Origin of the sequence: Chryseobacterium paridis, from assembly GCF_016595215.1 — a bacterium.
Classification (GTDB): Bacteria; Bacteroidota; Bacteroidia; order Flavobacteriales; family Weeksellaceae; genus Chryseobacterium; species Chryseobacterium paridis.
Genome location: NZ_JAENHK010000010.1, coordinates 1,040,557 through 1,066,084, shown reverse-complemented (window position 1 = coordinate 1,066,084; position 25,528 = coordinate 1,040,557). Strand labels below are relative to the sequence as shown.

24 protein-coding genes and 1 riboswitch are annotated in these 25,528 nt (G+C 34.2%); of the genes, 9 read left to right on the top strand and 15 right to left on the bottom strand.

Features of this window, described 5'->3' with window-relative positions; translation table 11 throughout:
• Positions 1–4 precede the first annotated feature (4 nt).
• Positions 5–3,190: an efflux RND transporter permease subunit gene (locus tag JHL15_RS14315; RefSeq protein WP_200246791.1), complete on the top strand. Its 3,186-nt coding sequence runs from the start codon at positions 5–7 to the stop codon at positions 3,188–3,190.
• A gap of 750 nt (positions 3,191–3,940) precedes the next feature.
• Here JHL15_RS14315 and JHL15_RS14310 read toward each other — a convergent pair.
• Entirely contained in the window at positions 3,941–4,387 is a 447-nt protein-coding gene (locus JHL15_RS14310; RefSeq protein ID WP_200246789.1) for a KTSC domain-containing protein, read from the bottom strand.
• 288 nt (positions 4,388–4,675) lie between these two features.
• Between JHL15_RS14310 and JHL15_RS14305 the strand changes: the two genes are divergently transcribed.
• Positions 4,676–5,035, top strand: coding sequence for a helix-turn-helix transcriptional regulator (locus JHL15_RS14305; RefSeq protein ID WP_200246788.1), 360 nt, complete (start codon positions 4,676–4,678; stop codon positions 5,033–5,035).
• Positions 5,036–5,180: 145 nt separating this feature from the next.
• Here JHL15_RS14305 and JHL15_RS14300 read toward each other — a convergent pair whose 3' ends face one another.
• The 3 genes from JHL15_RS14300 to metE form a co-directional block, all read right to left on the bottom strand.
• On the bottom strand, positions 5,181–6,467 hold the full coding sequence (locus JHL15_RS14300; protein WP_200246787.1) for an SMODS domain-containing nucleotidyltransferase: 1,287 nt from the start codon (positions 6,465–6,467) through the stop codon (positions 5,181–5,183).
• Complete coding sequence (locus JHL15_RS14295) at positions 6,442–7,038, bottom strand: SLATT domain-containing protein (RefSeq protein WP_200246785.1); 597 nt, start codon at positions 7,036–7,038, stop codon at positions 6,442–6,444. The genes JHL15_RS14300 and JHL15_RS14295 overlap by 26 nt, the downstream gene beginning before the upstream one ends.
• A 165-nt stretch (positions 7,039–7,203) precedes the next feature.
• Entirely contained in the window at positions 7,204–9,513 is a 2,310-nt protein-coding gene (gene metE / locus JHL15_RS14290) for a 5-methyltetrahydropteroyltriglutamate--homocysteine S-methyltransferase (protein ID WP_200246784.1), read from the bottom strand.
• 407 nt (positions 9,514–9,920) lie between these two features.
• A riboswitch (cobalamin riboswitch) is annotated at positions 9,921–10,106 on the bottom strand.
• 154 nt (positions 10,107–10,260) lie between these two features.
• On the opposite strand from metE, the gene JHL15_RS14285 reads away from it, so the two are divergent.
• Complete coding sequence (locus tag JHL15_RS14285; protein ID WP_200246782.1) at positions 10,261–10,722, top strand: Lrp/AsnC family transcriptional regulator; 462 nt, start codon at positions 10,261–10,263, stop codon at positions 10,720–10,722.
• A gap of 15 nt (positions 10,723–10,737) precedes the next feature.
• Here JHL15_RS14285 and JHL15_RS14280 read toward each other — a convergent pair whose 3' ends face one another.
• The 10 genes from JHL15_RS14280 to JHL15_RS14235 form a co-directional block, all read right to left on the bottom strand.
• The gene (locus JHL15_RS14280; protein ID WP_200246780.1) at positions 10,738–11,277 is read right to left on the bottom strand and encodes a Crp/Fnr family transcriptional regulator; all 540 of its coding nucleotides are present in this window, start codon (positions 11,275–11,277) and stop codon (positions 10,738–10,740) included.
• A gap of 616 nt (positions 11,278–11,893) precedes the next feature.
• Entirely contained in the window at positions 11,894–12,469 is a 576-nt protein-coding gene (locus tag JHL15_RS14275; protein WP_200246778.1) for a hypothetical protein, read from the bottom strand.
• Between the two features lie 133 nt (positions 12,470–12,602).
• On the bottom strand, positions 12,603–13,184 hold the full coding sequence (gene nudK / locus JHL15_RS14270) for a GDP-mannose pyrophosphatase NudK (RefSeq protein WP_200246776.1): 582 nt from the start codon (positions 13,182–13,184) through the stop codon (positions 12,603–12,605).
• Positions 13,174–13,530: a DUF4406 domain-containing protein gene (locus JHL15_RS14265; protein ID WP_200246774.1), complete on the bottom strand. Its 357-nt coding sequence runs from the start codon at positions 13,528–13,530 to the stop codon at positions 13,174–13,176. The genes nudK and JHL15_RS14265 overlap by 11 nt, the downstream gene beginning before the upstream one ends.
• A gap of 57 nt (positions 13,531–13,587) precedes the next feature.
• Complete coding sequence (locus tag JHL15_RS14260; protein ID WP_234047780.1) at positions 13,588–14,208, bottom strand: Crp/Fnr family transcriptional regulator; 621 nt, start codon at positions 14,206–14,208, stop codon at positions 13,588–13,590.
• Between the two features lie 90 nt (positions 14,209–14,298).
• Positions 14,299–16,554, bottom strand: a complete 2,256-nt coding sequence (locus JHL15_RS14255) for an ATP-binding cassette domain-containing protein (protein WP_200246770.1) — start codon at positions 16,552–16,554, stop codon at positions 14,299–14,301.
• Between the two features lie 87 nt (positions 16,555–16,641).
• Complete coding sequence (locus JHL15_RS14250) at positions 16,642–17,547, bottom strand: TIGR01777 family oxidoreductase (protein WP_200246768.1); 906 nt, start codon at positions 17,545–17,547, stop codon at positions 16,642–16,644.
• A 23-nt stretch (positions 17,548–17,570) separates the two neighbouring features.
• Positions 17,571–17,915: a DUF2116 family Zn-ribbon domain-containing protein gene (locus JHL15_RS14245; RefSeq protein WP_200246766.1), complete on the bottom strand. Its 345-nt coding sequence runs from the start codon at positions 17,913–17,915 to the stop codon at positions 17,571–17,573.
• 4 nt (positions 17,916–17,919) lie between these two features.
• Positions 17,920–18,516, bottom strand: coding sequence for an HPP family protein (locus JHL15_RS14240; RefSeq protein WP_200246765.1), 597 nt, complete (start codon positions 18,514–18,516; stop codon positions 17,920–17,922).
• A 10-nt stretch (positions 18,517–18,526) separates the two neighbouring features.
• Complete coding sequence (locus tag JHL15_RS14235) at positions 18,527–19,423, bottom strand: arginase family protein (protein WP_200246764.1); 897 nt, start codon at positions 19,421–19,423, stop codon at positions 18,527–18,529.
• A 171-nt stretch (positions 19,424–19,594) separates the two neighbouring features.
• Between JHL15_RS14235 and JHL15_RS14230 the strand changes: the two genes are divergently transcribed.
• The 4 genes from JHL15_RS14230 (at position 19,595) to hisS (ending at position 22,819) form a co-directional block, all read left to right on the top strand.
• Positions 19,595–19,933 carry a single-stranded DNA-binding protein gene (locus tag JHL15_RS14230; RefSeq protein WP_200246762.1) on the top strand — a complete coding sequence of 113 codons (339 nt, stop codon included), beginning with the start codon at positions 19,595–19,597 and terminating at the stop codon, positions 19,931–19,933.
• 16 nt (positions 19,934–19,949) lie between these two features.
• Complete coding sequence (locus tag JHL15_RS14225) at positions 19,950–20,405, top strand: HRDC domain-containing protein (protein WP_234047779.1); 456 nt, start codon at positions 19,950–19,952, stop codon at positions 20,403–20,405.
• A 201-nt stretch (positions 20,406–20,606) separates the two neighbouring features.
• On the top strand, positions 20,607–21,239 hold the full coding sequence (locus tag JHL15_RS14220) for an MgtC/SapB family protein (protein ID WP_200246761.1): 633 nt from the start codon (positions 20,607–20,609) through the stop codon (positions 21,237–21,239).
• A 212-nt stretch (positions 21,240–21,451) separates the two neighbouring features.
• On the top strand, positions 21,452–22,819 hold the full coding sequence (gene hisS / locus JHL15_RS14215; protein WP_200246759.1) for a histidine--tRNA ligase: 1,368 nt from the start codon (positions 21,452–21,454) through the stop codon (positions 22,817–22,819).
• A gap of 55 nt (positions 22,820–22,874) precedes the next feature.
• Here the strand turns inward: hisS and JHL15_RS14210 are convergent, their stop codons facing one another.
• A complete protein-coding gene (locus JHL15_RS14210) occupies positions 22,875–23,819 on the bottom strand; it encodes a ketopantoate reductase family protein (protein ID WP_200246757.1) in 945 nt (314 codons plus the stop codon).
• Positions 23,820–23,960: 141 nt separating this feature from the next.
• Between JHL15_RS14210 and JHL15_RS14205 the strand changes: the two genes are divergently transcribed.
• Positions 23,961–24,623: a GNAT family N-acetyltransferase gene (locus JHL15_RS14205; protein WP_200246756.1), complete on the top strand. Its 663-nt coding sequence runs from the start codon at positions 23,961–23,963 to the stop codon at positions 24,621–24,623.
• Between the two features lie 60 nt (positions 24,624–24,683).
• Positions 24,684–25,481, top strand: a complete 798-nt coding sequence (locus tag JHL15_RS14200; RefSeq protein WP_200246754.1) for a class I SAM-dependent methyltransferase — start codon at positions 24,684–24,686, stop codon at positions 25,479–25,481.
• Positions 25,482–25,528: the final 47 nt, after the last annotated feature.

Here is a 25,528-nt window from a genome sequence, read left to right as displayed (position 1 = left end):
ACTTATGAAGTTAGCAGAAATATCGATTAAAAGACCATCGTTAGTTATTGTATTATTTACAATCCTGACATTGGGTGGTATCCTGAGTTATACGCTCATGGGATACGAATTGATTCCAAAGTTTGAAACCAATATGGTTACCATTTCTACCACTTATCCAGGGGCTTCTCCCGCAGAGGTAGAAACATCTGTAACCCGGAAGATTGAGGATGCCGTAGGTTCTTTGGAAAACGTAAAAAAAGTGGAGTCTTCCTCTTACGAAAGTTTATCTGTGATCATGGTTCAGTTGAATGATGGAGCAGATGTAAATTATGCTTTGAATGATGCTCAACGTAAGGTGAATGCGGTTCTTAAAGACCTTCCGGATGACGTAGATCCCCCTTCACTGAATAAATTCTCTTTGGATGATTTACCAATCATCACGATGAGTGTTTCATCGGATAAATTGAACAATAAGGAACTTTATGATCTTTTAGATAAAAAAATAGAGCCTATTTTCTCTCGTGTGAATGGTGTGGCGCAAGTTGATCTTGTAGGTGGACAGGAAAGAGAGATTCAGGTAAATCTTGATGAGAAAAAATTGCAGGGATATGGACTTTCAATTGCAGATGTTCAACAGGCAATTCTTTCATCAAACCTTGATTTCCCTACAGGTAGTTTGAAAACAAGAATCGCAAAATCTACGATCAGATTATCTGGAAAATATAAGTCGATTGAGGAAATGAGCAATCTTGTAGTTTCCAATAAAAATGGAGCTCAGGTTCGTTTGTCTGATATTGCAACCGTTTTCGATTCACAAAAAGATGTTGAAAAAGTAGCAAGATTCAATCAGTTTCCTACGATCTTAATGCAGGTTAAAAAACAATCTGATGCCAATGCAGTTGCTGTATCTGAAAGCGTTCAGAAAACAATTGCAACAGTAGAAACTAATTATAAAGCTCAGGGGATAAAAGTAAAAGTAGTAAATGATACTACGGACTTTACCCTTGAATCTGCGAACCACGTTATCTTTGATTTATTCTTAGCGATTATTCTCGTGGCGATTGTGATGTTATTATTCCTTCACAGTATCAGGAATGCATTTATCGTAATGGTTTCTATTCCAGCTTCATTGATTGCAGCATTTATTGGAATGAACCTGATGGGATACACATTGAACTTAATGAGTTTACTAGGACTTTCCCTGGTGGTTGGTATCCTTGTGGATGACGCGATCGTGGTATTGGAAAACATTTACCGTCACATGGAGATGGGTAAAAGTAAGATCAGAGCAGCTTATGATGGAGCTTCGGAGATTGGATTTACCGTTGCAGCGATCACGTTGGTAATTGTGGTGGTATTCCTTCCAATTGCGATGAGTTCAGGTCTTGTAGCAAATATCCTGGGGCAGTTTTGTGTCACGGTAGTTATTGCAACTCTATTATCATTGTTAGCTTCATTTACGATCATTCCTTGGTTATCATCAAGATTTGGTAAACTGGAGCATTTAACAGGAAAAAACTGGTTCGAGAAATTCATCCTTTGGTTTGAAGGATTGATTGACAAATTCACGCATTGGATTACAGGAATTCTTGAATGGTGTTTGAAATCAACATTAAGAAGAATATCAACAGTTGTGATCACGTTTGTTATCCTGATCTCTTCATTCATGTTGGTAGCATTCGGTTTCATCGGTGGTGAATTCTTCCCTCCAATTGACCGTGGTCAGTTCTTAGTTCAGATGGAATTATCAAAAGATGCAACCGTTGAAAAAACAAACCAAATAACATTGGATGTTGAAAAGTTCTTAAGAAACGATAAAGATGTTGTTGATTTGATTACAACAGTGGGGCAGCAATCAACAGGTTTTGGTGGAGCTCAGGCTACAACATATCAGTCCGAAGTTCAGGTAAACCTTACCGATAAATCTGAGCGTACTGAAAGTACCAACATCAAAGCGGCAAAAGTAAAAAGAGCATTAGAAGAGAAATTTACCGGAGTTGAATTTAAAACTGCTCCAATTGGTATCTTAGGTGCTGAAAATGCACCAATCGAAATGGTGGTAACAGCTCCGGATAATGCTACTGCAGTAAAAGAAGCAACAAGAATCTTAGAACTGTTGAAAAAAGTTCCGGGAGCAGTAGATGCTGAATTGTCAACAGATACTGGTAACCCTGAAGTTCAGGTGAACATTGACAGAGATAAAATGTCTTCTTTAGGCTTAAATCTTCAAAGTGTAGGACAAACGATGCAAACAGCATTCAACGGGAATACAGACGGAAAATACAGAGCAGGAGAATATGAATATGATATCAATATCCGTTTCGGAGATGCCAACAGACAATCTATCGATGATGTTAAAAACCTTATGTTTACAAATCCTAAGGGAGAGCAGGTTCGTTTAAGTCAGTTTGCAGAAGTGAAAATGGGATCAGGACCTAGCTTATTGGAACGTAGAGATAAATCTCCTTCTGTTAAAGTAAGATCAAAAGTTGTTGGTAGACCTGTGGGAGACGTTGCTAATGAATGGGCTGCCAAGTTCATGGATGGTAAAGATAAGCCTGCAGGAGTAGATTATATCTGGAGTGGTGATATGGAAAACCAGCAGGAAGGTTTCGGTACGTTAGGTATTGCTTTATTAGCAGCTATCGTATTGGTATATCTGGTAATGGTTTCACTGTATGACAGTTTTGTATATCCGTTTGTGGTATTGTTCTCAATTCCACTGGCAATGATCGGGGTTATGGTTATTCTTGCCTTAACAGCGAATTCATTAAACATCTTCACGATGTTAGGGATGATCATGTTGATTGGTCTTGTTGCGAAGAACGCGATCTTGATTGTCGACTTTACGAATGCGAGGAAAGCGGCTGGGTTTAATACACACGATGCATTAGTTCAAGCTAACCATGCCCGTCTTCGTCCGATCCTAATGACGACAATTGCGATGATCTTTGGTATGTTACCAATTGCATTGGCAAGTGGGGCAGGAGCAGAATTTAATAAAGGTCTTGCATGGGTAGTTATCGGTGGTTTGACATCGTCTCTATTCCTTACCTTGATTATCGTGCCTGTAGTATACTCTCTATTTGATTCAATTCTTCGTAGAACGGGTCAACATAAGAAAACAGATTATGAAGCTGAAATGAAAGCAGATTATGAGCACAGAGAACTAAGTGAAGATGGATTTACTCCGAAACACTTAGACTAAATATAACAACCTTAATTAACCGAAAAAGCGTATCAGAAATGATACGCTTTTTTGTATTCTCTTTTGATATGGTTTTTTTATAATTTTTGGCTAAAACCTTATGGAGCGTTTTGATAAGTGAATGGTCTAAAGCCCATTCCTATTGAAAAATGGGATATTAGGGGATCATGATTTTTTCTCATTTCTTATAGAGTAATGATGTACTAGAATGGAAACATCTCCAAGAATCAACATAAACATCTGTGTCATTTGTGCAATCTGTGGGAGACAAAATCAATAGAAGCGGGCTTTAGCCCGCTTATCAAGAAATATACAAATTCAATTGGCTTTAGCCGAAACAAAGAATATAGATTATTTATTATTTTATGAAATTTAAAGGTTTAGATTCCTACGGAAACTGAAAGTTCGACGAAGTCAATGACAAAGAGGGCACTTAAATTTTGTTGAAAATCTAGATAAAGATCTGAGTGATCTGCTCAATCTGCGAGAGAAAACCATCAATAGGAGCGGGCTTTAACCCGCTTATCAAGAAATATAAATTCACTCGCTTTAGCAAAAACAATCAAGATAAAAATCTTCGTTATCTGCTCAATCTGCGAGAGAAAACTATCAATAGGAGCGGGCTTTAGCCCGCTTATCAAAAAAAGCCATCCATAGGCTTTAGCCAAAACATAAAAACATCTCATTTTTCAAAATAAAAAAGGCTTCCAGAACAAACTGAAAGCCTTCGCTTATATTTTATACAGAATATTAATCTGCCATCGCCTCACCAGACTTTCTATAGATGAAATTCCCATAGATATGTCTTCTTGCAAAACGGCTTGGAGAATCAGAATTAACCATTTTGATATACGTATTTTTTGGAACACCAAGGTATTCATACATTTTCCCATTCAAATGCTGGATCTTCAAAACCTGTTTTTCTAAATAGAAATCGTGAATATTAGATTTTGTGGTTGTTTCAGTATATTCCTCTTTATATTTCTCCTGCGTTTCCGGGTTGATGCTAACCAGGAAGTGGTAGGCTTCAATCACAGATTTGCTTTTTTCTTCAGCTTCCAGTTTTCCGGCTTCGTCATTGATAAATTTATCAGGATGCGAATCTTTCATAGTATTCCTGTAAATTGTTTTTAACTCTTGTAAAGTCACTGTCTTATCAACCCCAAGAAGCTTTCTGTGTTCACCAACTCTTTTCATATTTAGATATTTATTGATTTTTATGTTATTTATAATCACCTTATTGATGAGTATTTGTTTGCACAAAACCTCCTTCCTGCGATTCTATAATCTGAATCCTTTTTTCGGGGTGCAAAATTAAGCAATTAAATCTACAAAATCATAACTTATTCATTATTAATTTATTTGGATGTTATTTCTGGTGTAAGAAGATGGAATCCAATGAGAAGTAAATAGTTTTTGAAGATACCTTAGAAGCATTTAAAGAAACAAAGTCTTATTTTTTTTATATTTGTAAAAAAGCAGATTATGCAAAAAGAAAAATTACGTGTACTACGGAAGAAAAAAGGATATACTCAACAGCAAATTGCTGATGTGATTGCTACTGATGTATCCAATTACTGTAGAAAAGAAGGCGGGGATGTGAAAATAATACATGAAGAGTGGGATAAGATTGCTAATTTTCTTGAAGTTCCGGTTGAAGAAATCTATGAAGAGGATGAAGCTGCTGTAATAATTAATAATAGTAATGCGACGTTTAATGATAGCCCGGGTTCAGGGTCGAATATCCATACTTTTAATAATGAGTTGAGCATAGAAATTATTAAAAATTTGCAAGAATATATTAGCTTGTTAAAAGAAGAAATTAAAGGGTTAAAGGGAGAATGATTTGAAAGTAGTAATTTTCCAAAAACATATAAAAAAGCACTCTTATGTAGAATGCTTTTTTATTTTTTTAATCATTATAAATTTTCTTGCATTATAGTATGCATTTAGGTTAATCTTCTATATTATTTTTTCTTTTCACATTTTACTAAATATTACTAATAGGTACATCAATTCTATCTCTTGCTACACAATATCCCTCTTTTATTATATAACACTCTACGTTATGAGGTCCTGCAAAACTGGAAGCTTCCCTTCTTTTGTTTCCTTTTTCATTACTTTCAATTAATTGTCCTCTCAACATATTTTTTCTATGTGCTAATTCCCCTTCATTTTTTACTTTCCAAACCACCTCATATGGCTCAATGACATCAGTGGTTTCGATATAAAATAATAATTTTTTATTTTTTGATAGGATACGCATACTTCTTAATAATGCTGGTCTGAATCCATCTTGTATAACTTCACAATTTATTGAAACTCTATTAGTTATGTTAACTGGGTAGACTTCTTCAATATATTCTTCTTTATCAGTATAATTATAACTAGATTCTTGTATGAATTTAGGATACGGAAATGATTTTCCAAAAACCTTTCTCCAAATTTCATAGACTGTATTATTACTTTTTTTATCAATTGCTTCTATAATGTTTTCATAGGCTCTTTTAGCCCTATTTTTAAAATTTGATTTTTTCTTATATACATGTTGATTGCTTCCAGGTGCATACCAATACTTTCTATCATCATCCATTTCTTTTAAATAAAAGAAAAAATCTCTAATAAGCAAGTCATAATTTTCCAATGAGTATTCTTTGTATTCTGGTTTACTCATGAAGAAATCATGAACAAAAGTATCAATCAGTAACCCTCCAATTTTAACTCCATTTTTATCTTTCCACGCTCTTACAATTCTGCAAAGATTTATCAAATTTCCATTACATTCAATATCTGAAGATGTTATTTTTTCCTGCTCAGGGATAGGATCGGTTTTTTTCCACATTCCTCCATTGTTTGAGTCTGGATATGTAAAGCTGTTATCAGATTCTCTAAAAGCAGGACATATCTCTATTATATCATTATTAAATTCAATTACAACAACCTGTCCATCTCCCCTTACTTTGGTTTGAGGATAAGTTTTGGCTATTGAACTTTTTATATCTTGAAGTAATTGGCTTTGTTTATTGCCTTCACGATTATTATAGCGTGTGTAAACAGAGTCTGGTAATTCAAATAACAAATCTAAATCACTGATACCCTTTATTGCTGTGTCTCGCCCATAACTTCCTACGTATAAGCCGTGGTCACTTTTCGAATCGCTATCATAAAAATCAATATTTAGTCTTCTTGTAATTAAACCAAATCTATTTTCAATATTCTCTTCATTCTGGACTTTTAAATTTTTTATAAAATCATCGAAAATTTGTGCTGTATCCATAGATTATTGAAGCTATAATTAAAATTATTATGAGTATGAAAATTACTTTTAATGAACCAGGTAATTTATCCTTAAAGAAAGTAAGATTAAGCTCCTCTTCAATCCACTTGGTTTGCATTTCATAGAAAAATTTGAAGTGAGCATACCATTGAGACATAAAGACTTGTTTGCCTATTGTGTTACTGTAAAAGTCTGCTAGGATTTGTTGGTAGCGAACATCATAAAATGAATAAGAGAAATTGTTATCTGATTTTGCTTCAAAATACAAGTCTCTAGTTTTGTTAAATAGTTCTGTTAATCTTACTCCTTCTTTTTCGAAATTTTCAACTCTATTTTTAAAAGTCTCTAAATACATAATTGAAATTCCGACAAATATTACTAGTATAGATAATTCTTTATTAAAGGGAATATCTTTATAGGCTATTTGTACAATACCAACAATAAGAGATATAAATCCAACCCAACTAGGAAGTTTATTTATAATATCAAAAGATGAGAAGTTCTTTTTTGCTCCAAAACCTATATCATAGCCTTTTTGAGCTAGTGTTTTTAAAAATTCTTTTTTTTGCACTTGTTAAATGTATATTCTAAAAATATATTATTTTTCACTTTTAAACAAACGGTTTTCCTTTTTTTGAAAATTAGTTATCCACATATTTTTAAAGCTCTGTGTTTGGATAGAAAAAAGCAGGAGCTTTCACCCCTGCCTCAAAATAAAAAATAATAATCAGTTCTATTAAACTTTCTCAGTCGCATATGCTGCTGCTACCTCTTTTGAAGCTGCTACCATAGCGATCAATGCTTTTTCAGTTTCGTCCCAATGACGGGTTTTCAGTCCACAGTCTGGATTTACCCAAAGTTGTTCTGCAGGGATTACGGCTTGTGCTTTTTTCAGCAATGCCACCATTTCCTCTTTTGATGGAACTCTTGGAGAGTGGATGTCATAAACTCCTGGGCCGATTTCGTTTGGATATTTAAAGTCTGCAAAAGCATTCAATAATTCCATTTGGCTTCTTGAGCATTCTATTGTGATTACATCAGCGTCCATATCAGCGATATTGTGGATAATATCATTAAATTCAGAATAACACATGTGCGTATGGATTTGTGTAGCATCCTCAACACCGCTTGCAGAAATTCTGAAAGCTTCTACAGCCCATTGCAGGTAATTCTGCCATTCTGCTTTACGTAAAGGAAGACCTTCTCTGATAGCTGGCTCATCGATCTGAATAATTCTGATTCCTGCTTTTTCAAGATCATTAACTTCATCTCGGATGGCCAATGCAATCTGCTTACATGTGGTAGAACGAGGTTGATCATCACGTACAAAAGACCATTGAAGAATCGTTACAGGACCTGTCAACATTCCTTTTACCCATTTTTGAGTTAATGATTGAGCATATTGTGACCAGTATACCGTCATTGGCTGAGGTCTGTGAACATCTCCATAAATTAAGGGTGGTTTTACACAACGGCTTCCATAACTCTGAACCCATCCATTTTGAGTAAACGCAAACCCTGCTAATTGCTCTCCAAAATATTCAACCATATCGTTGCGCTCAAATTCTCCATGAACCAATACATCAATTCCGATTTCCTCCTGCCAATTAATGGTTCTTTGAGTTTCTTCTTTAAGCAGGTGATCATATTCCTGAGCACTCAGATCTCCTTTTTTAAATTGAGCTCTCCAGCTTCTTACTTCTTTTGTTTGAGGGAAAGATCCAATTGTAGTTGTTGGGAATAAAGGAAGTTCCAATGCGTTCTGCTGTGTCTCTTTTCTTACATTAAATGGACTGTTTCTCTGTGCATCGCTTTCTGTAGTTACGGCAACACGGTTTTTTACATCCTGATTGTGAATGAGTGTTGAAACTTTACGGTTTTCAATGGCTTGTTTATTTTCAGCCAATTGTTGTAAGGTATTGTAATCCGGATTTTCTGAAGCTAATTTTTTTAAGGTAACAATTTCAGAAACTTTCTGTTTGGCAAATGCCAGCCATTGTTTGATTTCAGGAGAAAGTATCTTTTCATTTTTCTCCAGATCAAGATCGAAAGGAGAGTGAAGTAATGAACATGATGGTGCGATAAATACCCTTTCAGAACCTAATGCTGCAATAGCTTTTTTGATGAAAATCAAAGAATGATTGAAATCGTTTTTCCAGATGTTTCTTCCGTCTACAACTCCTAATGATAGGATCAACGTTTCAGGAATGGTAGCAAGAACTGCATCCAATTGTTCAGGAGCCCGTACAAGGTCGATATGTAGAGCATCAACAGGTAGAGTAGTGGCTAACGAAAGATTGTCTTTTAATCCATCAAAATACGTTGTAACGATGAATTTAAGATTAGGGAATTGTTGTGTGATCTGAGCATAAACAGATTGATAAACTTCTTTAGCTTTCTGATCAAGGTCTAATGCCAAAAACGGTTCATCAAACTGAATCCATTCTGCTCCGTTGTTTTCTAATTCTTTTAGTATTTCAGTATAGACAGGAAGTAAATTTTGAGCCAGATCCAATTTATCAAAACCTTCTTCTTTTTCTTTTCCTAATAGTAAATAAGTAACCAATCCAAGGATAACTGGTTTTGCATGAATTCCTGCTTCCTTTGCTTCAATAAATTCATTGACGATTTTATTGGAGAATAATTTGAATGGTTGGTCTTTCTGGAATTCAGGGACAATATAATGGTAATTGGTATCAAACCATTTCGTCATTTCCATTGCCGTGATATCTAAACCTTCTTTCTGATGACCTCTAGCCATTGCAAAATATAGATCAAGCTCATTGGAGGCAATGTCTTGATAACGGGCAGGAATGGCACCCACTGATAAAGTCATATCCAATACCTGATCGTAAAAAGAAAAGTCATTGGATGGAATAAGGTCAATCCCTGCTTCCTGTTGTAGTTTCCAGTTTTGCTTTCTGATGGTTTTTCCTACCTCTAAAAGTTCCTGTAATGATGTTTTACCTGCCCAATATTGTTCGCAGGCTTTTTTAAGTTCTCTGTTGCTACCAATTCGCGGATAGCCTAGGATGTGTGTTTGCATTTTCTTTTAAACTTTTAATTAAATTCTGGTTTTAAAAGTTCTTATAATGCTTCGTAATACGATCGGGAAGGAGTTTTTGAGAAATAGAGAAGTTACAATATGGACGTAATTCTTCCATTTAAGAAAGAGGCTAGGGAGAGAAGCTTTAGAATTTCATTAACGCAAAGTTTATTTATAATTACTCTTTATTTAAGAAGGCAAAGTAGAAATCGATTCCATCGATTTTTCGAAGCGAGCGTCTTACCAGCAGCTTCATCGGCGACATTGTCGCATTTCTTTGCTCCTTAAAACTAAGGAATCTCTATAAAAAATCTTTGCGTTTAAACTCATACACCTTTCAAGTTCAAACCAACCTAATACGTTCAAAAGTATCATCTGTATGACCAAAAGCTTCAAACCGCGAAAGCATTGTCAATTCGGAACAGGCAGGTCTCCTGACTTGTAACAGTTTTTGTCATCCTTCCCGCTTATGGCAGTGGATCTTCCGGGACAAAAACCTTTGGTGTGTTACTTACAGTTGCGCGACAGTTCGTGATTCTCACACGATTCCCTATTAATCTACCTTAAATAAAACCTTTTCCGTTTGATGAAGTATGTTAAAGAACAAAATTGGGTGTAAAGGTATTGATTTAAGGTATTTAATTGGTTAAAATTTAAAAATTAGGGATATAATTTTGTTTAAATTAAATTTATAAGTTATTTATTCTGTAAATTTGAAAAAATCAACCGAAAAAAGAATATTATCCTGTGGAAAGACTCGACGACAAAGATCTTCAACTGTTAAGGATCTTACAAAAGAATGCTAAACTGACCGTGAAAGAATTAGCAAAGGAAATCAACCTTTCTCCATCACCTGTTTTTGAACGGGTTAAAAGGCTTGAGCAGGAGGGCTATATCAAACATTATGCAGCAATTCTGGAAGCCGAAAAACTGAATCGTGGCTTTACCGTTTTCTGTCAGGTTAAATTAAAGATTCATGACAGATCTGTCGGAAATGAATTTGTACAGGAAATATTACAGATAGATGAAGTCGCGGAATGTTATAATATTTCAGGCGATTTTGATTTCCTACTCAAAGTTCAGGTACGCGATATGAAACATTACCAGGATTTTGTGTTTAATAAATTAGGTTCCGTAGATTCCATTGGAAGTACACACAGTACTTTTGTAATGGCCGAGGTAAAGAATAATCATGGAGTGACCATATAAAATAGTAAAACGGTGTTATTTCTTACCTCTTATCCGGCTCAGTGAAACAGATGTTATTCCCAAATAAGAGGCAATATAATATTGAGGAATACGACGAAAAATTTCAGGGGATTGTTTTATTAATTCAGCATATCGTTCTTCTGCGCTATCTTTTATACGTGAAATGAAGAGTTTTTGATACTTAAGCAGGCGTTCCTGCAAATAACTATAATAAAATTCCTTGATGTCTGGATTATGTTCCATTGTTTGTCTGAATTCTTCAATAGAAGTACTGTAAACTGTACAAGGTTCTATCGTTTCGATGTTATAAATACTTGGTGAATTGTGAAATAAACTTTCCCATGATGAGATAAAATTTCCTTCAAATAAAAACTGAAAAGTAATCTCTTTACCATCATTATTAAGCCAACCTCTGACCGCTCCTTTTTCAAGATAGTAAAATCTGCGGGCCATTTTACCTTCTTCAGTTAATAAAGTTTTAGGAGGTAATTCTTCTCTCTCAAAATTACCGAGTATTTCTGCTAAAATATTTTCATTAGAGGGCATCATACTCATTGAGGTATTAAATGTAATTACTTTCGATGTTTTTTAAACACAAATGGCACAAATAATTTCACAAATGACACTATTTATTTTCCGTTTATTTGTGACTATTAGTGTAAACATTAGTGGTATTTGTGGTTAAATCATTTAAAACACGAATGACACAAATCGTTTAACGAATATCACTAATTAGTTGTTTATTATTTGTTGGAAGTAGCTTAACAATTTTTAAAACATAGACTATTTTAGATTCACAAACTTTCGTGATGAATTCTTTATAACGATTTTTAAGAGTAATGTGATCCTGTATCATTTGATTTTTGAATTTTACGCTTTAGCAATACATAAATCAACGCAGATATTAGAAAAATAACTGATTGAATAATAATTACTGTCATTTCTAAATCTGGTTCAGCAAATCTAATCATAAAGCTAAAAATTGAAATGGGAAATGTTATGATCAGACCATAAATTGAATATTGAGTAAAAAATATATCCGAAGGATAACATCCAAAAAGTGACACTACTGCAATTATCTGATAAATTAAAAATAAAAAGAAGAATTTATTAAGTTGTTTAATACTTGATATTTTTAAAATCATTTGACATTACTACATTTAAAGACTTTCTAATCGACTTTCTGTTGCTGCAAATACGTCAATGTAGAATTTTTAATAAACTCATCCATAGCAGTTTCTTTACCTGCATTTTTATTGGTCAGTTCAAAAAGATATTGAATCAGATTCCCCAGTTTATTATCCTTGCAGGTCATTCTGAATCTTTTGACTTTTGGATTGGATTCTACAAAGGCTAGTTCTACTGTATTGCTTAGCTTGACATTATTGACATCGAAACCGGCACGAGGATTTTTTTGAAGGCGCAGAAATCTTTTCTGTGTTTTATCTGTACTTTCATCGATGAATTTTTCCATTTGATAATCGGTGAGGAGCTGCGGATAAATGAGTCCTTGTTGTAATATCAAACCTGTTGTCTTATCTGATTTATCATAAAAGATGGTTTTATCATCAAATTGGATTTGAGTGTCTTTAACTATAATCTTTCCTTCAAACCTTGGATAAGTTTTCTTTTTATAATCATTTTTAAATTGCTCAGTAATAGCCTTCTCTTTAATAGTTTCCTTTTTCTGGCCAAAAGTAGCTATTGATAGCGATAACAAGAGGATAAATGAAAATTGCCGTTTCATATTTTTTAAGTTTAATGTATTTCTTACCTCATTTTCAGAAGTTTTTATGCTAAGAAATCCGAAGTGAAAAATACTTATTTTATTTTAAATTGAGTTTTTATGGATATTAGTTTTTTTAGCAGCAAAGATGATGCTACAAAATATTTTTAATACGAATATGTTGAAGAAGCATGATTGTCTTTGCATCTTTTATCTCTCCGGTATCGATCATTTTTAAAGCTTCGTCGAAAGATAACTCTAAAACTTCAATGTCTTCACCCTCTTCTTCAAGCCCGCCACCATCAGCTATTTTCATATCTTTAGAGTATTCTGCAATGAAAAAATAAAGGATTTCAGTTACTGAACCTGGTGACATATAAGATTCAAAAATTTTTTCTACTTTGGAAATCTGATAGCCAGTTTCTTCCTCGGTTTCTCTTTTGATGCAGTCTTCCGGATTGTCATTGTCCAGTAATCCTGCACAGGCTTCAATAAGCATCCCTGTTGAATTCCCGTTAATGAAAGTAGGTAGCCGGAATTGTCTGGTTAAAATAACAGTTTTTGAATTTGTATTATAGAGTAGAATAGTAGCACCATTCCCTCTGTCATAGGCTTCTCTGCTTTGGGTTTCTACTGTTCCATCGGTTTTTAATTTTTCGTAAGTAACCTTGTTTAAGGTATACCAGTTGTCAGATAAAATCTCTGTTTTTACAATTTTTATTTTATTATTCTGCATTGGGGATATCTTCTATATTATAATAAATTTTTAGTCCTCTTTCTTTAGCGATTCTTACATCTTCATCTGCTCCTTTTGATGCACCTTCCAAACGTAGGATTGCATCACACTTCTCCAATAGGCGATGTGCGATAGGGTACTGGATTTCCTGCCACGCTTCATCACCTAATTGTTGAGAGCCAGCAAGATGGATTAATGGCAAAGCAACCCATTCTCCGATCATCGGAATATGTCCTTTTCTGAAAATAGGCAACGCTGCTGATTCAAGATTGTTTAAATTCTGTTGAATGAGTTGAGGATCATCATTAGTACCACTTCGGTAGGGACCTGCAATAAGTATTAGCATAGTTTTTTATTTTAATGTAAAATAAAGGAACAAATCATGTGAAAAAAATAAGGTAGTTTAAGAGGTGCTATTTTTTTGTTTATTTGTTTTGATGGTGCTTAAGAATTCCGGTGTGATCCCGAGATAAGATGCAATTTGCTTTTGTGTGATCCGCTCCACTGCCAAAGGATATTTTTGAAGAAAATTATAATATCGCTCTTCAGCCGTCAGTGAAAGGTTCTCTATGATTCTTAGCTGTTCCCTGGTGTATGCATTCTGCATCATGATCCTGAAAAATCTTTCAAACTTTGGGACTTTTAAATATAGTGCTTCCAAATCATCTTTTTTCAATTGTAAAATGGAACTGTCTTCTAATGCTTCAATATTCAGTATGGCTGGTTTTTGATTGACAAAACAGTGCATATCTGTGATCCACCAATCGGGGACTGCAAACATAATGGTGGATTCTTTTCCAGATGAGTCAACATAAAAAGCCCTTAATGTACCTGACTGAACAAAGCTTATTTCTTTGCAGCTTTGCTGCTGTTTTAGAATCAATTCCTTTTTCTTAATCCTTCTTTCTTTTAATAAGGAAATGAAATAACCGGCTTCATCATCGCTAAGCGAAATGTGTTGAGATATATTCTTTAAGATTAAGCTTTCATTCATGGTTATAGACTGCTCTTTACTTCTCTGCAATGTAACCGCTAAATTAATATTTCTTTTTCAACAAACCGTTTAAAATCCCTTTAAATTCAGAAGAATTGTAAAAAGAAAGCCTTAATTTTATTATTTACCATTCAGATGTTTCTTTAGATATTTTGAAGTTGCAGAATGGGGTGCAGATAAAAGGTTTTCTACTGTTCCTTCAAACACAATTTTACCACCCAGTTTTCCGGCTCCTGGTCCAATATCGATGATCCAGTCAGCTTGAGCTATGATATCCAGGTTATGTTCAATCACAATAAGCGTATTGCCTTTTTTTATTAATTCGTCAAAAAATGATAATAGCTTTTCATTATCGATAGGATGTAGTCCGGTGCTGGGTTCGTCTAATACAATAACCTGAGCTGTTTCATTTAATTCTTTCGTCAGTTTTAAGCGTTGTCTTTCACCACCGGAAAAACTGTCAAGCCGTTGACCTAAAGTAAGGTAATCTAATCCAAGTTTGATCAGTAGGCCAAGATCATGTCCGAATTCTGTTTTAGGGAAGAAGCTTAAAGCCTCTAAAACGGTCATGTCCATGACCTCAGCAATATTCTTTTTATGATAATGGTATTGAAGAACTTCCGGTTTGTATCCTGATCCCTGGCATACTTCACATGGTTGTTCGATATCGTCCATAAATGCAAGGTCTATTTTCTCAACACCTAAACCTTTGCAGTTGGGGCAGGCTCCTTCTCCATTACGGCTGAAAAGCTTATCTGAAACCTTATTTGCCAGTGAAAAAAGTTTTCTTACGGTATTTGAAAGGTTTAAATAAGTCAGTACATTAGAACGGCTACTGGCTGTAAAAACAGATTGATCGATAATCGTTACTTCCGGATAAAATAAGGGAAGGATCTTATTAATTAATGTGCTTTTTCCGGAACCGGCAACTCCTGTTACTACAGTCATGATCCCTTTAGGAATTTTCACACTAATATTTTTTACATTAAAGAGACTTCCATTTTCTATTTCAATATATCCTTTTGGTGACCTGGGATGTTTATTGTAATGACGCGTTTTACTGAAATAACTACCTGTCTTACTTTTAGCATTTTTTAAATTTTTAAAAGTTCCCTGATACATTATTTCTCCACCATTTTTCCCAGATTCAGGTCCCATGTCTACGATGAGGTCAGCTATTTTAATGAGATCAGGATCGTGTTCAACGATTAAAACTGTATTTCCCTTATCTCTTATTTTTTTGATAATGTCTACAATATGATCAATATCTTTAGGATGCAGACCGATACTGGGTTCATCAAAAATATAAAGTAAATCGACCAGGCTGTTTCCCAGCTGTTTTACCATTTTTATTCGTTGTGATTCACCTCCGGAAAGCGTATCGGTCTGCCTGTCCAGTGTAAGATACTGTAAACCGATATCAATAAGATTTTCAAGTTTCTTTTCCAATTCCTGTAAAACTGAAGAATAGGTTCCGGATGGAATGGATTTTATAAAAATAAGAAGATCATCGACTGACAGAGCTGTACAGTCTGCGATGTTTTGTCCTTTAATTTTGCAGGATAGGACTTTCGGGTTTAATCTTTGTCCTTCACACACAGGACATTTCTTCGTGATGATGACTTTTTTTAAGGTTTCTTTTCTGGTAATGTTTTCCTTAGAATCTTTTTTCAAAAAGGAGTTTTCAATCCGCGGAATCACTCCCTTATACTTTACCGTTTTTCCCCATTCTTTGGATGGCTTTTTAGGAGTATGTTCCTCTGCATTCAGAAGTAATTCCCATTCTTTGTTTGTATAGTCTTTCAGCTTTTTATCATTATCAAAATAACCAGAATGAATATAACGGGTCAATCTCCAGCCACCCGGTTGAAAGGTTGGAAATTGTATGGCTCCTTCATTTAATGATTTATTTTTATCGAATAAGGTACCAATATTTACAGTCTGAACAAACCCAAGGCCTTCACATTCCGGACACATTCCCTGCGGATTATTAAACGAAAATACATTAGAATAGCCTACAAAAGGTTCACCTATTCTCGAAAAAAGCAATCGGAGAGAAGCATAAATATCAGTTGCAGTCCCAACCGTTGAACGAGCGTTTCCACCCAGTCTTTTCTGATTAATGATAAAAGGGACATTAAGATTTTCAATTTTATCTACATTCGGAACCCCAAAATGCTGCAGACGGTTTCTGATAAAACTATTTTGGGTTTCATTGATCTGCCGTTGGGCTTCTGCTCCAATGGTTTCAAATACCAATGAAGATTTTCCCGAACCCGAAACACCTGTAAAAACTGTGATTTTGTTCTTGGGAATTTGCAGAGAAATATTTTTAAGATTATTCTGTCGTGCTTTGGTAACAATGATGTCTTTCATAATGTAATATTTAGAGATGAATCAAGTACTTCAATAATGAACAGATACTTTCTTAAGAGGTATCTTTTAAGAACAAACTGATAAAATTTACTTCTTCAGTAGATCCTGTAATGCATTTTTCAAATCAGGATATTGAAATTGAAAACCGGCATCCTGAATTTTTTGTGAATCGACCCGCGAACCTTCTAATAAGGCTACAGACAACTCTCCAAATAGGAGTTTTAATATAAAAGCAGGTATATTGGGCATAAACAAAGGCTTGTGTAAAACTTCTGCTATTTTTTCTGTGAAATTTTCATTGGTAGTATGTTGTGGTGAAGCGGAGTTATAAGCTCCATGCACATGCGGATTCTTTAAAGCAAATTCATAAATCCTGCACATATCTGTTAGATGGATCCACGGCATGTATTGCTTTCCTGTTCCAATTGGTGAACCGATTCCGAATTTGATAGGAACTGCCATTTTGTTTAATGCTCCTTCTTTTTCAGAAAGGACAATGGATGTTCGTATTTTGACAACTCTTTCAGCTATATTTTCTTTGAGGAATTCATCGGCAGCAGCTTCCCAGAGTCTGACTACTTTTCCCAGAAAATCATTTGCTTTTTCATCATCTTCTGCATAAATATTTTGTGAAGTCTGCGCTCCATAGATTCCAACAGCAGAAGCAGAAATAAAAGATTTTAAACGAATATTTTTCTTTTTTAAAGTATCGAGGATCAGTTTTGCTGCATCAATACGGCTGGAAATGATTTCTTTTTTTCTCTCTTCCGACCATCTTTTTTCAGAAATATTGGCTCCAGCCAAATGAATGACATGGCTTATATTTTCAAATGCAGATTCGTCGATTGTACCTTTATGAATATCCCATTCGTATTCGTTGGCTTTGTTTTTTTTCCGGGTTAGAAATCGGACAGTATAATCCTTTTCAAGGTTTTTAGATAGTTCACGGGCGACCATTCCATTAGCTCCGGTAATTAAGACAACTTCTTTCATAGGTATTAATTAGGTTGGTGTACTTACGTCTGATTTCTTACAATCAAAACATAATCATCTTCTAAAAGCTTATAACCATAGTCGTAAATAAATTTATATTCAGAACCATTTTTATAAACCTTTATGTTGGTGAAGTAATCAAAATCAAAACCCAAGCCATCTAGCTTCGATCGGACAATTTTAGTTTTACCGTCGATATTTATTTCTGTCAGGATACGGTAGTTTTTACGGAGTTTATTGTTGATATTCCGCATCAGATTATTAGAATCTTTATTCTGCTTATTGTTGTAGGCGTTGCGGCAGGCATCATTGCAGAATTTTTTGTCTGACCTTCCGATGATCTTTTCGCCACATTCGAGACAATTCATACTTTTATCTTTTCATATTGTGTTCATGTTTTTTCTTTAATAGCCTTATAAATCTGCTGTGATTAGGATAGCTCCTGTTGGAAGTAATATTATTGAAAAATAAGGCAACAAGGAGTAAGATAATGCATCCTGACAGAACAGGAGATAGGACATACCAATATCCCAATTCAGGTATTTTTCCTGAGGAAGTAACGGCAATCAGTGCTGTAGCACCTCCTGGCGGATGTAAGGTTTTGGTGTACTGCATTAAAACAATTGAAAATGCTACAGCCAATGGTGCTGATAGCCAAAGAACATCTGGAACTATTTTATAAATTGTAACACCCACCAATGCTGAAAGAACATGTCCCCCAACTAAATTCCGCGGTTGAGCCAAGGGACTTTGGATAGCTCCATAGATCAAAACACTAGAGGCTCCGAATGAACCAATCAGAAAAATATTTTCCTGCTCCAAAAGATAGTGTGACTGGATAAATGCAATGATTCCAATTCCAAAAAACGCTCCCAGAAAAGACCAGAAATGCTCTTTGTAATCTACTAGGGTTTCTTTATAAATTACATATTTTGAAACTCTGAATGTTCTTTTTATTTTCTGCTTCATGTATTCTTCTTTATAATTTTATTATTTGAATTAAATTTTCAATAAAAACCTTTGTATAAAGGCCATCTGTATCATAGTCAGGGTCTAATATAGTGATTTCAATTCCAAAACATTTGGTATTTTCAAGCAATGGAATTAAAATTTCTTTAAGATTATTGTAGTCGATTCCATCTTCCATTCTGCTGTCAACTGCAGGCATGATCTTATCATTTAAAACATCGACATCAAAATGAATAAAGAAACCATCCAGATCTTTTTCCTGAACCATTTTTAAAAAATTTTCAGATGTTTTTCTGAAGCCGTTTTCTCGCAGATTTTCCAGATCATAATAATGTACATCAGAATTGATAACCTCGCTTACATATTCCTCATCATCTGTCTCTGCATTTCCGACACAGAAAATGTTTTCTTCCAGGAAATAAGGCTTAAATCCATTAATATTGGTTAATTTTTCATGTCCCATTCCTGAAACAATGGCCAGATCCATTCCTGCAACGCCACCACTTAGAGAGAGTCGGGGTGGAATAAAATCGGAGTGTCCATCGAGATAAAACAATCCAAAATTTCCAAGCGTTTTAAGAGCAACAGCAGTTCCTATTAAAATACTGCAATCACCACCAATCATAATGTTGAAAGTATTCTGATCATAATTTTTTAAGATCAGTTCAGATTGCTTTTGGGCATATTCAATAATTTGGATAGGATTTTTGACCTGGGTTTCCTGATCAAAATTCATTGCATATTCCGGTCCCTCAAGTCTGAAAATATTCTTAGGATCAAGCTGTGAATGAAAATCAAATTTTCTTAGCCAGTCAGGAAGTTTTTTAACACCTGGTTCAATCTCATGTTTTTTTTTAGTAAGGCCTAAATTGAATGGAAACTCAAATATATTGATCTCTTTTCTCATAGATTGAATATTTATTCAAAGATACGGATTATCCGTTTGTAAACGACTACAAATGAATTTAAATAGTTTGTAACCGACTTGAGTGTTTCGGGATGACAATCTTTGCAACAGAGATTTGAGAAAGCAGTGAACGTCTCTGATCTACATTATTAATCTTAAAAATTTATAGTTATGTCACTAAGAAACAAAGTAACATTAATTGGTTACACAGGTAAAGAAGTTGAAATGGTAAACTTCGACAGTGGAAATGTAAAAGCGAGTGTGTCTTTAGCAACGAGTGATCATTACACCAACGCAAAAGGGGAGAAAGTAGAAGAAACACAATGGCATAATCTGATTGCCTTTGGAAAGGTTGCTGAGATTCTTCAGAAATATGTTCCCAAAGGAAAAGAAATTGCGATTGAAGGGAAACTGACCTGCAGATCCTACGATGATAAAGACGGAGTAAAAAGATACATTACAGAAATCAGAATTGATGAAATTCTGTTGTTAGGCGGAGGTAATAAATAATATAATAAAAACAGACATGATGAAAGTAAAAGTTTTTAAAATAAGATTGCCTGAAGAGTATCTGTATACAGATCAACAGGCACTGGACGATTTTCTCGAAAGTCATGAAATTATCAAGTCTGAAACAGCTTTTGTACATGATGAACTTTATTGGTCAGTTGTTTTATATTTTGAAGAATTAAAAGCTGTAGTGTCAAGTGTTAAAGAGGCTAAAAGTGTAAAATATTCTGCGGAAGACGATGTATTGAACACAGATGAAGAAAAGATCTTAGATGCATTGAAATTGTGGAGATCTGAAAAGGCCAGAGAACAAAACCTTCCTATCTACTTTATAGCCAGTAATAAAGAATTGGTATCTGTTGCCAAATATAAACCTGCTAAAAAAGCTGAGCTTCTGGATATCAAAGGTTTTGGAAAACATAAAATTGAGAACTATGGAGAAGAAATATTAGAAATTCTGGAGAGTATCTGATTGTTAATTGATCCGGAAAAAACCAATGATGAAAAGCTGGAGGAGATATTTTCTTCAGCTTTTATGAAATGTTCATAATTTCTGTCGGTTTGAAGTACTGGAGGAAATTAATAAGTACTAAAAAAGTTAATGATTTTTTTAATGAGGTAATTTGTAAATAAAATAAAAAAATAATAATTTGACGTAAATAAAAAAAGACAAATGAACATAATGAGTGATATCGTTCCTATTGTATTTTCAATTGTAATAGGAGGAATAATTGGACTTGAAAGAGAATATCAATTAAAATCTGCAGGATTGCGGACGATGATATTAGTTACATTAGGCTCTTGTATGTTTACGATGTTATCTCTGAGTCTTGGCGAAGTTGGAAGTCCGGACCGGATAGCAGCTAACATTATTACTGGGATAGGTTTTGTTGGTGCTGGAGTTATTTTTAAAGAGGATAATAGGGTGTCCGGACTTACTACAGCCGTCACCATTTGGATTTGTGCAGCATTGGGAATGACCATAGGAGCGGAATATTATAAAGAAGCTATTATTGGTTCTGTGTCTGTTGTTTTACTCCTCATTATTTTTAAATACATCCAGAATGTTATTGACAGAATCACTACCCGTTATACTTATCAGATTAGTCTTCCTTACGAAGATGGAGTTATTGAGAAATATGAGAATATATTCAAAGAGCATCATTTAAAATCAACCAGAGGAAAACAAACCAGAAGTGGAGAAAAATATACAGTTATATGGCGTGTGCAGGGAGCTCTGAAAAACCATGAAATTTGTACAAAAATTTTGTTTAATGATACAGCAATTGACGAATTCAAATTTTAATCTATTAATCTCTCTCTGTTTGAAATGCAAGATTGTTATCTAAGCTGAAGTGCTTATTTACGAGTGCACGCGGCTTGCTGTAGAAGAATAGTAATCACAAATTTATTTTATACAGCTTTTGTCGTGTCTTGATTTGTATTAAAAAGTCTTTTCATTTTCTTATTTTTGCATGACTTATCAATAATGATACATCATTTATCAATCATAAACAAATGAAGCCTAGTTTAGCAAAAGGAACAAGAGATTTTACCGCACAGGAAGTTTCAAGAAGAAAATATATCATCAATATCTTACAGAATAATTTCGAATTATTTGGATTCCAACCGTTGGAGACTCCAAGTTTTGAGAACCTTTCTACATTGACAGGGAAATATGGAGAAGAAGGGGATCGTTTGATTTTTAAGATCTTAAATTCCAGTATCAATGAAGCTAAAGAAGATAAGAAAACCCAAATGCTTAATGATTTTCAAAGAGCATTAGAAAAACCTTTTAGTTCAGAAAGTCTTACAGACAAAGCCCTTCGTTATGACCTTACAGTACCTTTTGCAAGATTTGTGGCTATGAATCATGGGCAATTAACCTTCCCATACAAACGTTATCAAATTCAGCCGGTTTGGAGAGCAGATCGTCCTCAAAAAGGAAGGTTCAGAGAGTTCTATCAATGTGATGCCGATGTAGTAGGAAGTGAAAGCCTTTTACAGGAAGTAGACCTGATTCAATTATATCTGAAATCGTTTGCAGATCTAAAAGTTTCTGTAACCATTCATGTTAACAATAGAAAGATTCTTTCCGGATTGACTGAATATGCAGGAATCACAGATAAATTAATTGACTTTACAGTAGCTCTGGATAAGTTAGATAAAATAGGAAAAGACGGAGTCATAAAAGAATTGTTGGAAAGAGAAATTTCTCAGGAATCAATTGATAAATTAGATTTCTTATTCTCTCAATCAAATGATGCCCTGGAAAACCTTCTTCAGTTGAAAGAAAAGTTTTTTGGAAATGAAATAGGTTTAAAAGGAGTAGAGGAGTTAGAATTTGTCCTTACACAGTCTCTAAGCCTTGGTGTAGATAGTCAGAACCTTGTTTTCGATATTACTTTAGCAAGAGGGTTGGATTATTACACAGGAGCTATTTTTGAGGTTAAAGCTGATGAAGCACAAATGGGTTCTATCGGTGGTGGTGGAAGATATGATAACTTGACAGCCGTTTTCGGGGTTAAAAACATTCCTGGAATTGGTATCTCTTTCGGACTGGATAGAATTTATTTAGTGATGGAAGAATTGGGAGTATTCCCAGCAGAAGCTACATCAAAGGTGGAGTATTTGTTTGCTAATTTCGGAGGTGAAGAAACTTTAGAAGCTTTAAAACTAATTATGCAGCTAAGAGCAAAAGGTATTTCAGCTGAACTGTATCCGGAAAGTGCAAAAATAAATAAACAGTTTACCTACGCGGAAAAGAAAGGAATCAAAAATCTTGTATTTTTAGGAGAGGAGGAGATTAAAAACAGAACAGTAACTTTTAAAGATCTTGAAGCTGGCGAACAGAAAACAGTTTCTCTGGAAGAGTTTCTGGGATAAAGAATAGCAGAACTAAAAAATAAAAAAGGCCTTCTCAATTTTGAGAAGGCCTTTTTTATGAGTTAATTTTAGCTTTTAAATCTTCATATATTTTCTGAGTAAAGGGAACTTCTATCCCCAGTTCTTTTCCATATCTTATAATGGCTCCGGCAAATAATTCCAATTCACTATTTTCCTTTCCTGAATTAATATCCAATTGTATAGAAGTTGGAGTATCAAATGGAAATGTAGACGCTTTTTCAAAAGTTTTTTTAATGAGATCTTTTGCAAGAAAAATATCTTTCTTATGAGCAATTAATTCTATTTCCTTCATTATTTCTGTAGCCTCATTTTTTTGCAAAGGATCTGTACAAACCTTACCCATAGATGAATTGTGTTTGGCTGTAACCAATCCAAAACTTGCTATGAAAGTGAATTTCGTCCAAATATCACTCGATGGATTATCTTTAAAATCAAAATCGATTCTGCTTTCATCCAGTGCACTCAATACCCAACTGACATCCTGAGAAGGGTGCAGGGGATCTTTACCAAAAATTATTTTCCCTCCTTTCCCTTTATGCTCAATAACTCCTTTTTCTTTAATATGAGAAGCAATATAAATGCATGATGGTAAAATAATAGTATCTGGAAGAACTTTTCTCATTCTTTCATAAATATCAACACCATTCATCATTGGCAGCAAAACAGTCTCTTTATTGATGACTTCTTTTAAATCGGTACAAACTCTTTCTAAATCATACTCTTTCACACAAACCAATATCAAATCAGGATGTGGTATATCTTTAATATGTTCATAAACTTCATCAGGGTGGGTTTTACTGCGACGATGTTCAGGAGAAATCAACGTTAAGCCTTCTTCTTTTAATTTTTTATAGGTTTCACCTCTTGCAACAAATGATATATTATATTGTTGAAAAGCCTCATTATTTTGAGTGATCTTAAAACCAAAATAACCACCAACACCACCGAGACCTATAATTACGATATGCTTCTTATCCATGAAATTATTTTTTTATTTTAAAATTATACTATGTTAAAGATGGTGATTAATTTTAATATTTGAGATGAATATAATCTATATTTGTTGTGAGACACAGTCAATCAATTGCTATATTTATATCCAAGTTTTAATAGCCAAATTATGAAAAACAAAGCTTCTATTGATGTAATAGAAAAATGGCTGAAAGGATGGTCGCTATCCAGAGAATTACCTTTACCCGTCCCATACAAATCTGGTTTTACAGTGGATGTTAATGCTCCTACGCAGAAAAAACGCTATTTATTTTGTGAGCCTAATGAAGATTTTATTCAATTATCCGAATCAATTAACGAGCCCTTGGTCTTTTTAAAAGTATCTTCAGCTTTTGAAACATTTAAAGATAAAATACCTTCAAGATGGGAAGTTCAAGGAGATCAATATATGATGTCATGCTTCCATACTATGCATTTTCTAGATCGTGAGCTTCCTGAAGATTATCAACTTGAATATGAACAATATAATTCCACCTATGTGGTTAATATTGTTACTAAAGAGATGGGAGAGCAAGCGGCGATAGGTAGAGTAGCTATTGTTGATGATTTGGCGGTTTACGATCAGATCATCACTGATCCTAATCATAGACGGAAAGGTTTGGGTTCTTTTGTAATGAAAGAATTAGAAAAAATTGCGCTATCAAAAGGAGCATATAACAATTTTTTGGTTGCAACGCCGGAAGGTAAATCATTATACGAATCGTTGGGATGGGAGGTTTACTGTGCCTATACCTCCATTGTAATTCCGACCAGAGAATTTCAAAATGAATAATTGCCAAAATATGATTAATATTGTCTGAGGTAAAAACACCATTACCCACAGAATTTAACCATGGAAAATTATTTAGAAATCAACAAAAACTCCTGGAATGCTAAGGTAGAGCCTCATTTGAAATCGGATTTTTATTTCGTTGAAGAGTTTTTAAAAGGGAAAACTTCTCTCAACTCAATTGAGCTTGATCTTTTGGGAGATATTGAAGGAAAGACTATCCTTCATCTTCAATGTCATTTTGGTCAGGATTCCATTTCATTATCAAGAAAGGGAGCAAAAGTTACAGGGATTGATCTATCTGATAAAGCAATCAATACGGCTAAAGATCTCGCTTTGCAGTGTAAAACAAATACCCAGTTTATCTGTTCTGACGTCTATACTCTTCCAGATATTTTAGATGAAAAATTTGATATAGTATTTACAAGCTATGGAACAATAGGCTGGCTTCCCGACTTAAATAAATGGGCAGAAGTGATTGCCCATTTCCTGAAACCAAATGGGAAATTCGTTATGGCAGAATTTCATCCGGTAGTATGGATGTTTGATGATGATTTTACTCAGGTTGCCTATAATTATTTTAATGAAAAACCGATTGTAGAAACATATGAAGGGACTTATGCTGATCCTTCAGCAAATATTGTTCAGGAATATGTGATGTGGAATCATTCACTAACAGAAGTTATTCAGAGTTTAATTAATAATAATGTTGAGATAGAAAATTTCCAGGAATTTGATTGGTCTCCTTATGCCTGTTTTAAACACACAGAAGAGTTTGAAAAAGGAAAATGGAGAATACCGCAATTTGGAAATAAAATACCTTTAGTGTTTGGGTTATCAGCACAAAAAAAGTCATCGTAATATTATACTACGATGACTTTTCTATATATGAATGTTAAAAAAACTTG

Coding starts and splice junctions, on each gene's coding strand:
- JHL15_RS14315 (WP_200246791.1), top strand. CDS start 5: ATGAAGTTAGCAGAAATATCGATTAAAAGACCATCGTTAGTTATTGTA.
- JHL15_RS14310 (WP_200246789.1), bottom strand. CDS start 4,387: ATGAAAAGAGTTGGTGAACACAGAAAGCTTCTTGGGGTTGATAAGACA.
- JHL15_RS14305 (WP_200246788.1), top strand. CDS start 4,676: ATGCAAAAAGAAAAATTACGTGTACTACGGAAGAAAAAAGGATATACT.
- JHL15_RS14300 (WP_200246787.1), bottom strand. CDS start 6,467: ATGGATACAGCACAAATTTTCGATGATTTTATAAAAAATTTAAAAGTC.
- metE (WP_200246784.1), bottom strand. CDS start 9,513: ATGCAAACACACATCCTAGGCTATCCGCGAATTGGTAGCAACAGAGAA.
- JHL15_RS14280 (WP_200246780.1), bottom strand. CDS start 11,277: ATGAGTATGATGCCCTCTAATGAAAATATTTTAGCAGAAATACTCGGT.
- JHL15_RS14275 (WP_200246778.1), bottom strand. CDS start 12,469: ATGAAACGGCAATTTTCATTTATCCTCTTGTTATCGCTATCAATAGCT.
- nudK (WP_200246776.1), bottom strand. CDS start 13,184: ATGCAGAATAATAAAATAAAAATTGTAAAAACAGAGATTTTATCTGAC.
- JHL15_RS14265 (WP_200246774.1), bottom strand. CDS start 13,530: ATGCTAATACTTATTGCAGGTCCCTACCGAAGTGGTACTAATGATGAT.
- JHL15_RS14255 (WP_200246770.1), bottom strand. CDS start 16,554: ATGAAAGACATCATTGTTACCAAAGCACGACAGAATAATCTTAAAAAT.
- JHL15_RS14250 (WP_200246768.1), bottom strand. CDS start 17,547: ATGAAAGAAGTTGTCTTAATTACCGGAGCTAATGGAATGGTCGCCCGT.
- JHL15_RS14245 (WP_200246766.1), bottom strand. CDS start 17,915: ATGAATTGTCTCGAATGTGGCGAAAAGATCATCGGAAGGTCAGACAAA.
- JHL15_RS14240 (WP_200246765.1), bottom strand. CDS start 18,516: ATGAAGCAGAAAATAAAAAGAACATTCAGAGTTTCAAAATATGTAATT.
- JHL15_RS14235 (WP_200246764.1), bottom strand. CDS start 19,423: ATGAGAAAAGAGATCAATATATTTGAGTTTCCATTCAATTTAGGCCTT.
- JHL15_RS14230 (WP_200246762.1), top strand. CDS start 19,595: ATGTCACTAAGAAACAAAGTAACATTAATTGGTTACACAGGTAAAGAA.
- JHL15_RS14225 (WP_234047779.1), top strand. CDS start 19,950: ATGATGAAAGTAAAAGTTTTTAAAATAAGATTGCCTGAAGAGTATCTG.
- JHL15_RS14220 (WP_200246761.1), top strand. CDS start 20,607: ATGAACATAATGAGTGATATCGTTCCTATTGTATTTTCAATTGTAATA.
- hisS (WP_200246759.1), top strand. CDS start 21,452: ATGAAGCCTAGTTTAGCAAAAGGAACAAGAGATTTTACCGCACAGGAA.
- JHL15_RS14210 (WP_200246757.1), bottom strand. CDS start 23,819: ATGGATAAGAAGCATATCGTAATTATAGGTCTCGGTGGTGTTGGTGGT.
- JHL15_RS14205 (WP_200246756.1), top strand. CDS start 23,961: ATGAAAAACAAAGCTTCTATTGATGTAATAGAAAAATGGCTGAAAGGA.
- JHL15_RS14200 (WP_200246754.1), top strand. CDS start 24,684: ATGGAAAATTATTTAGAAATCAACAAAAACTCCTGGAATGCTAAGGTA.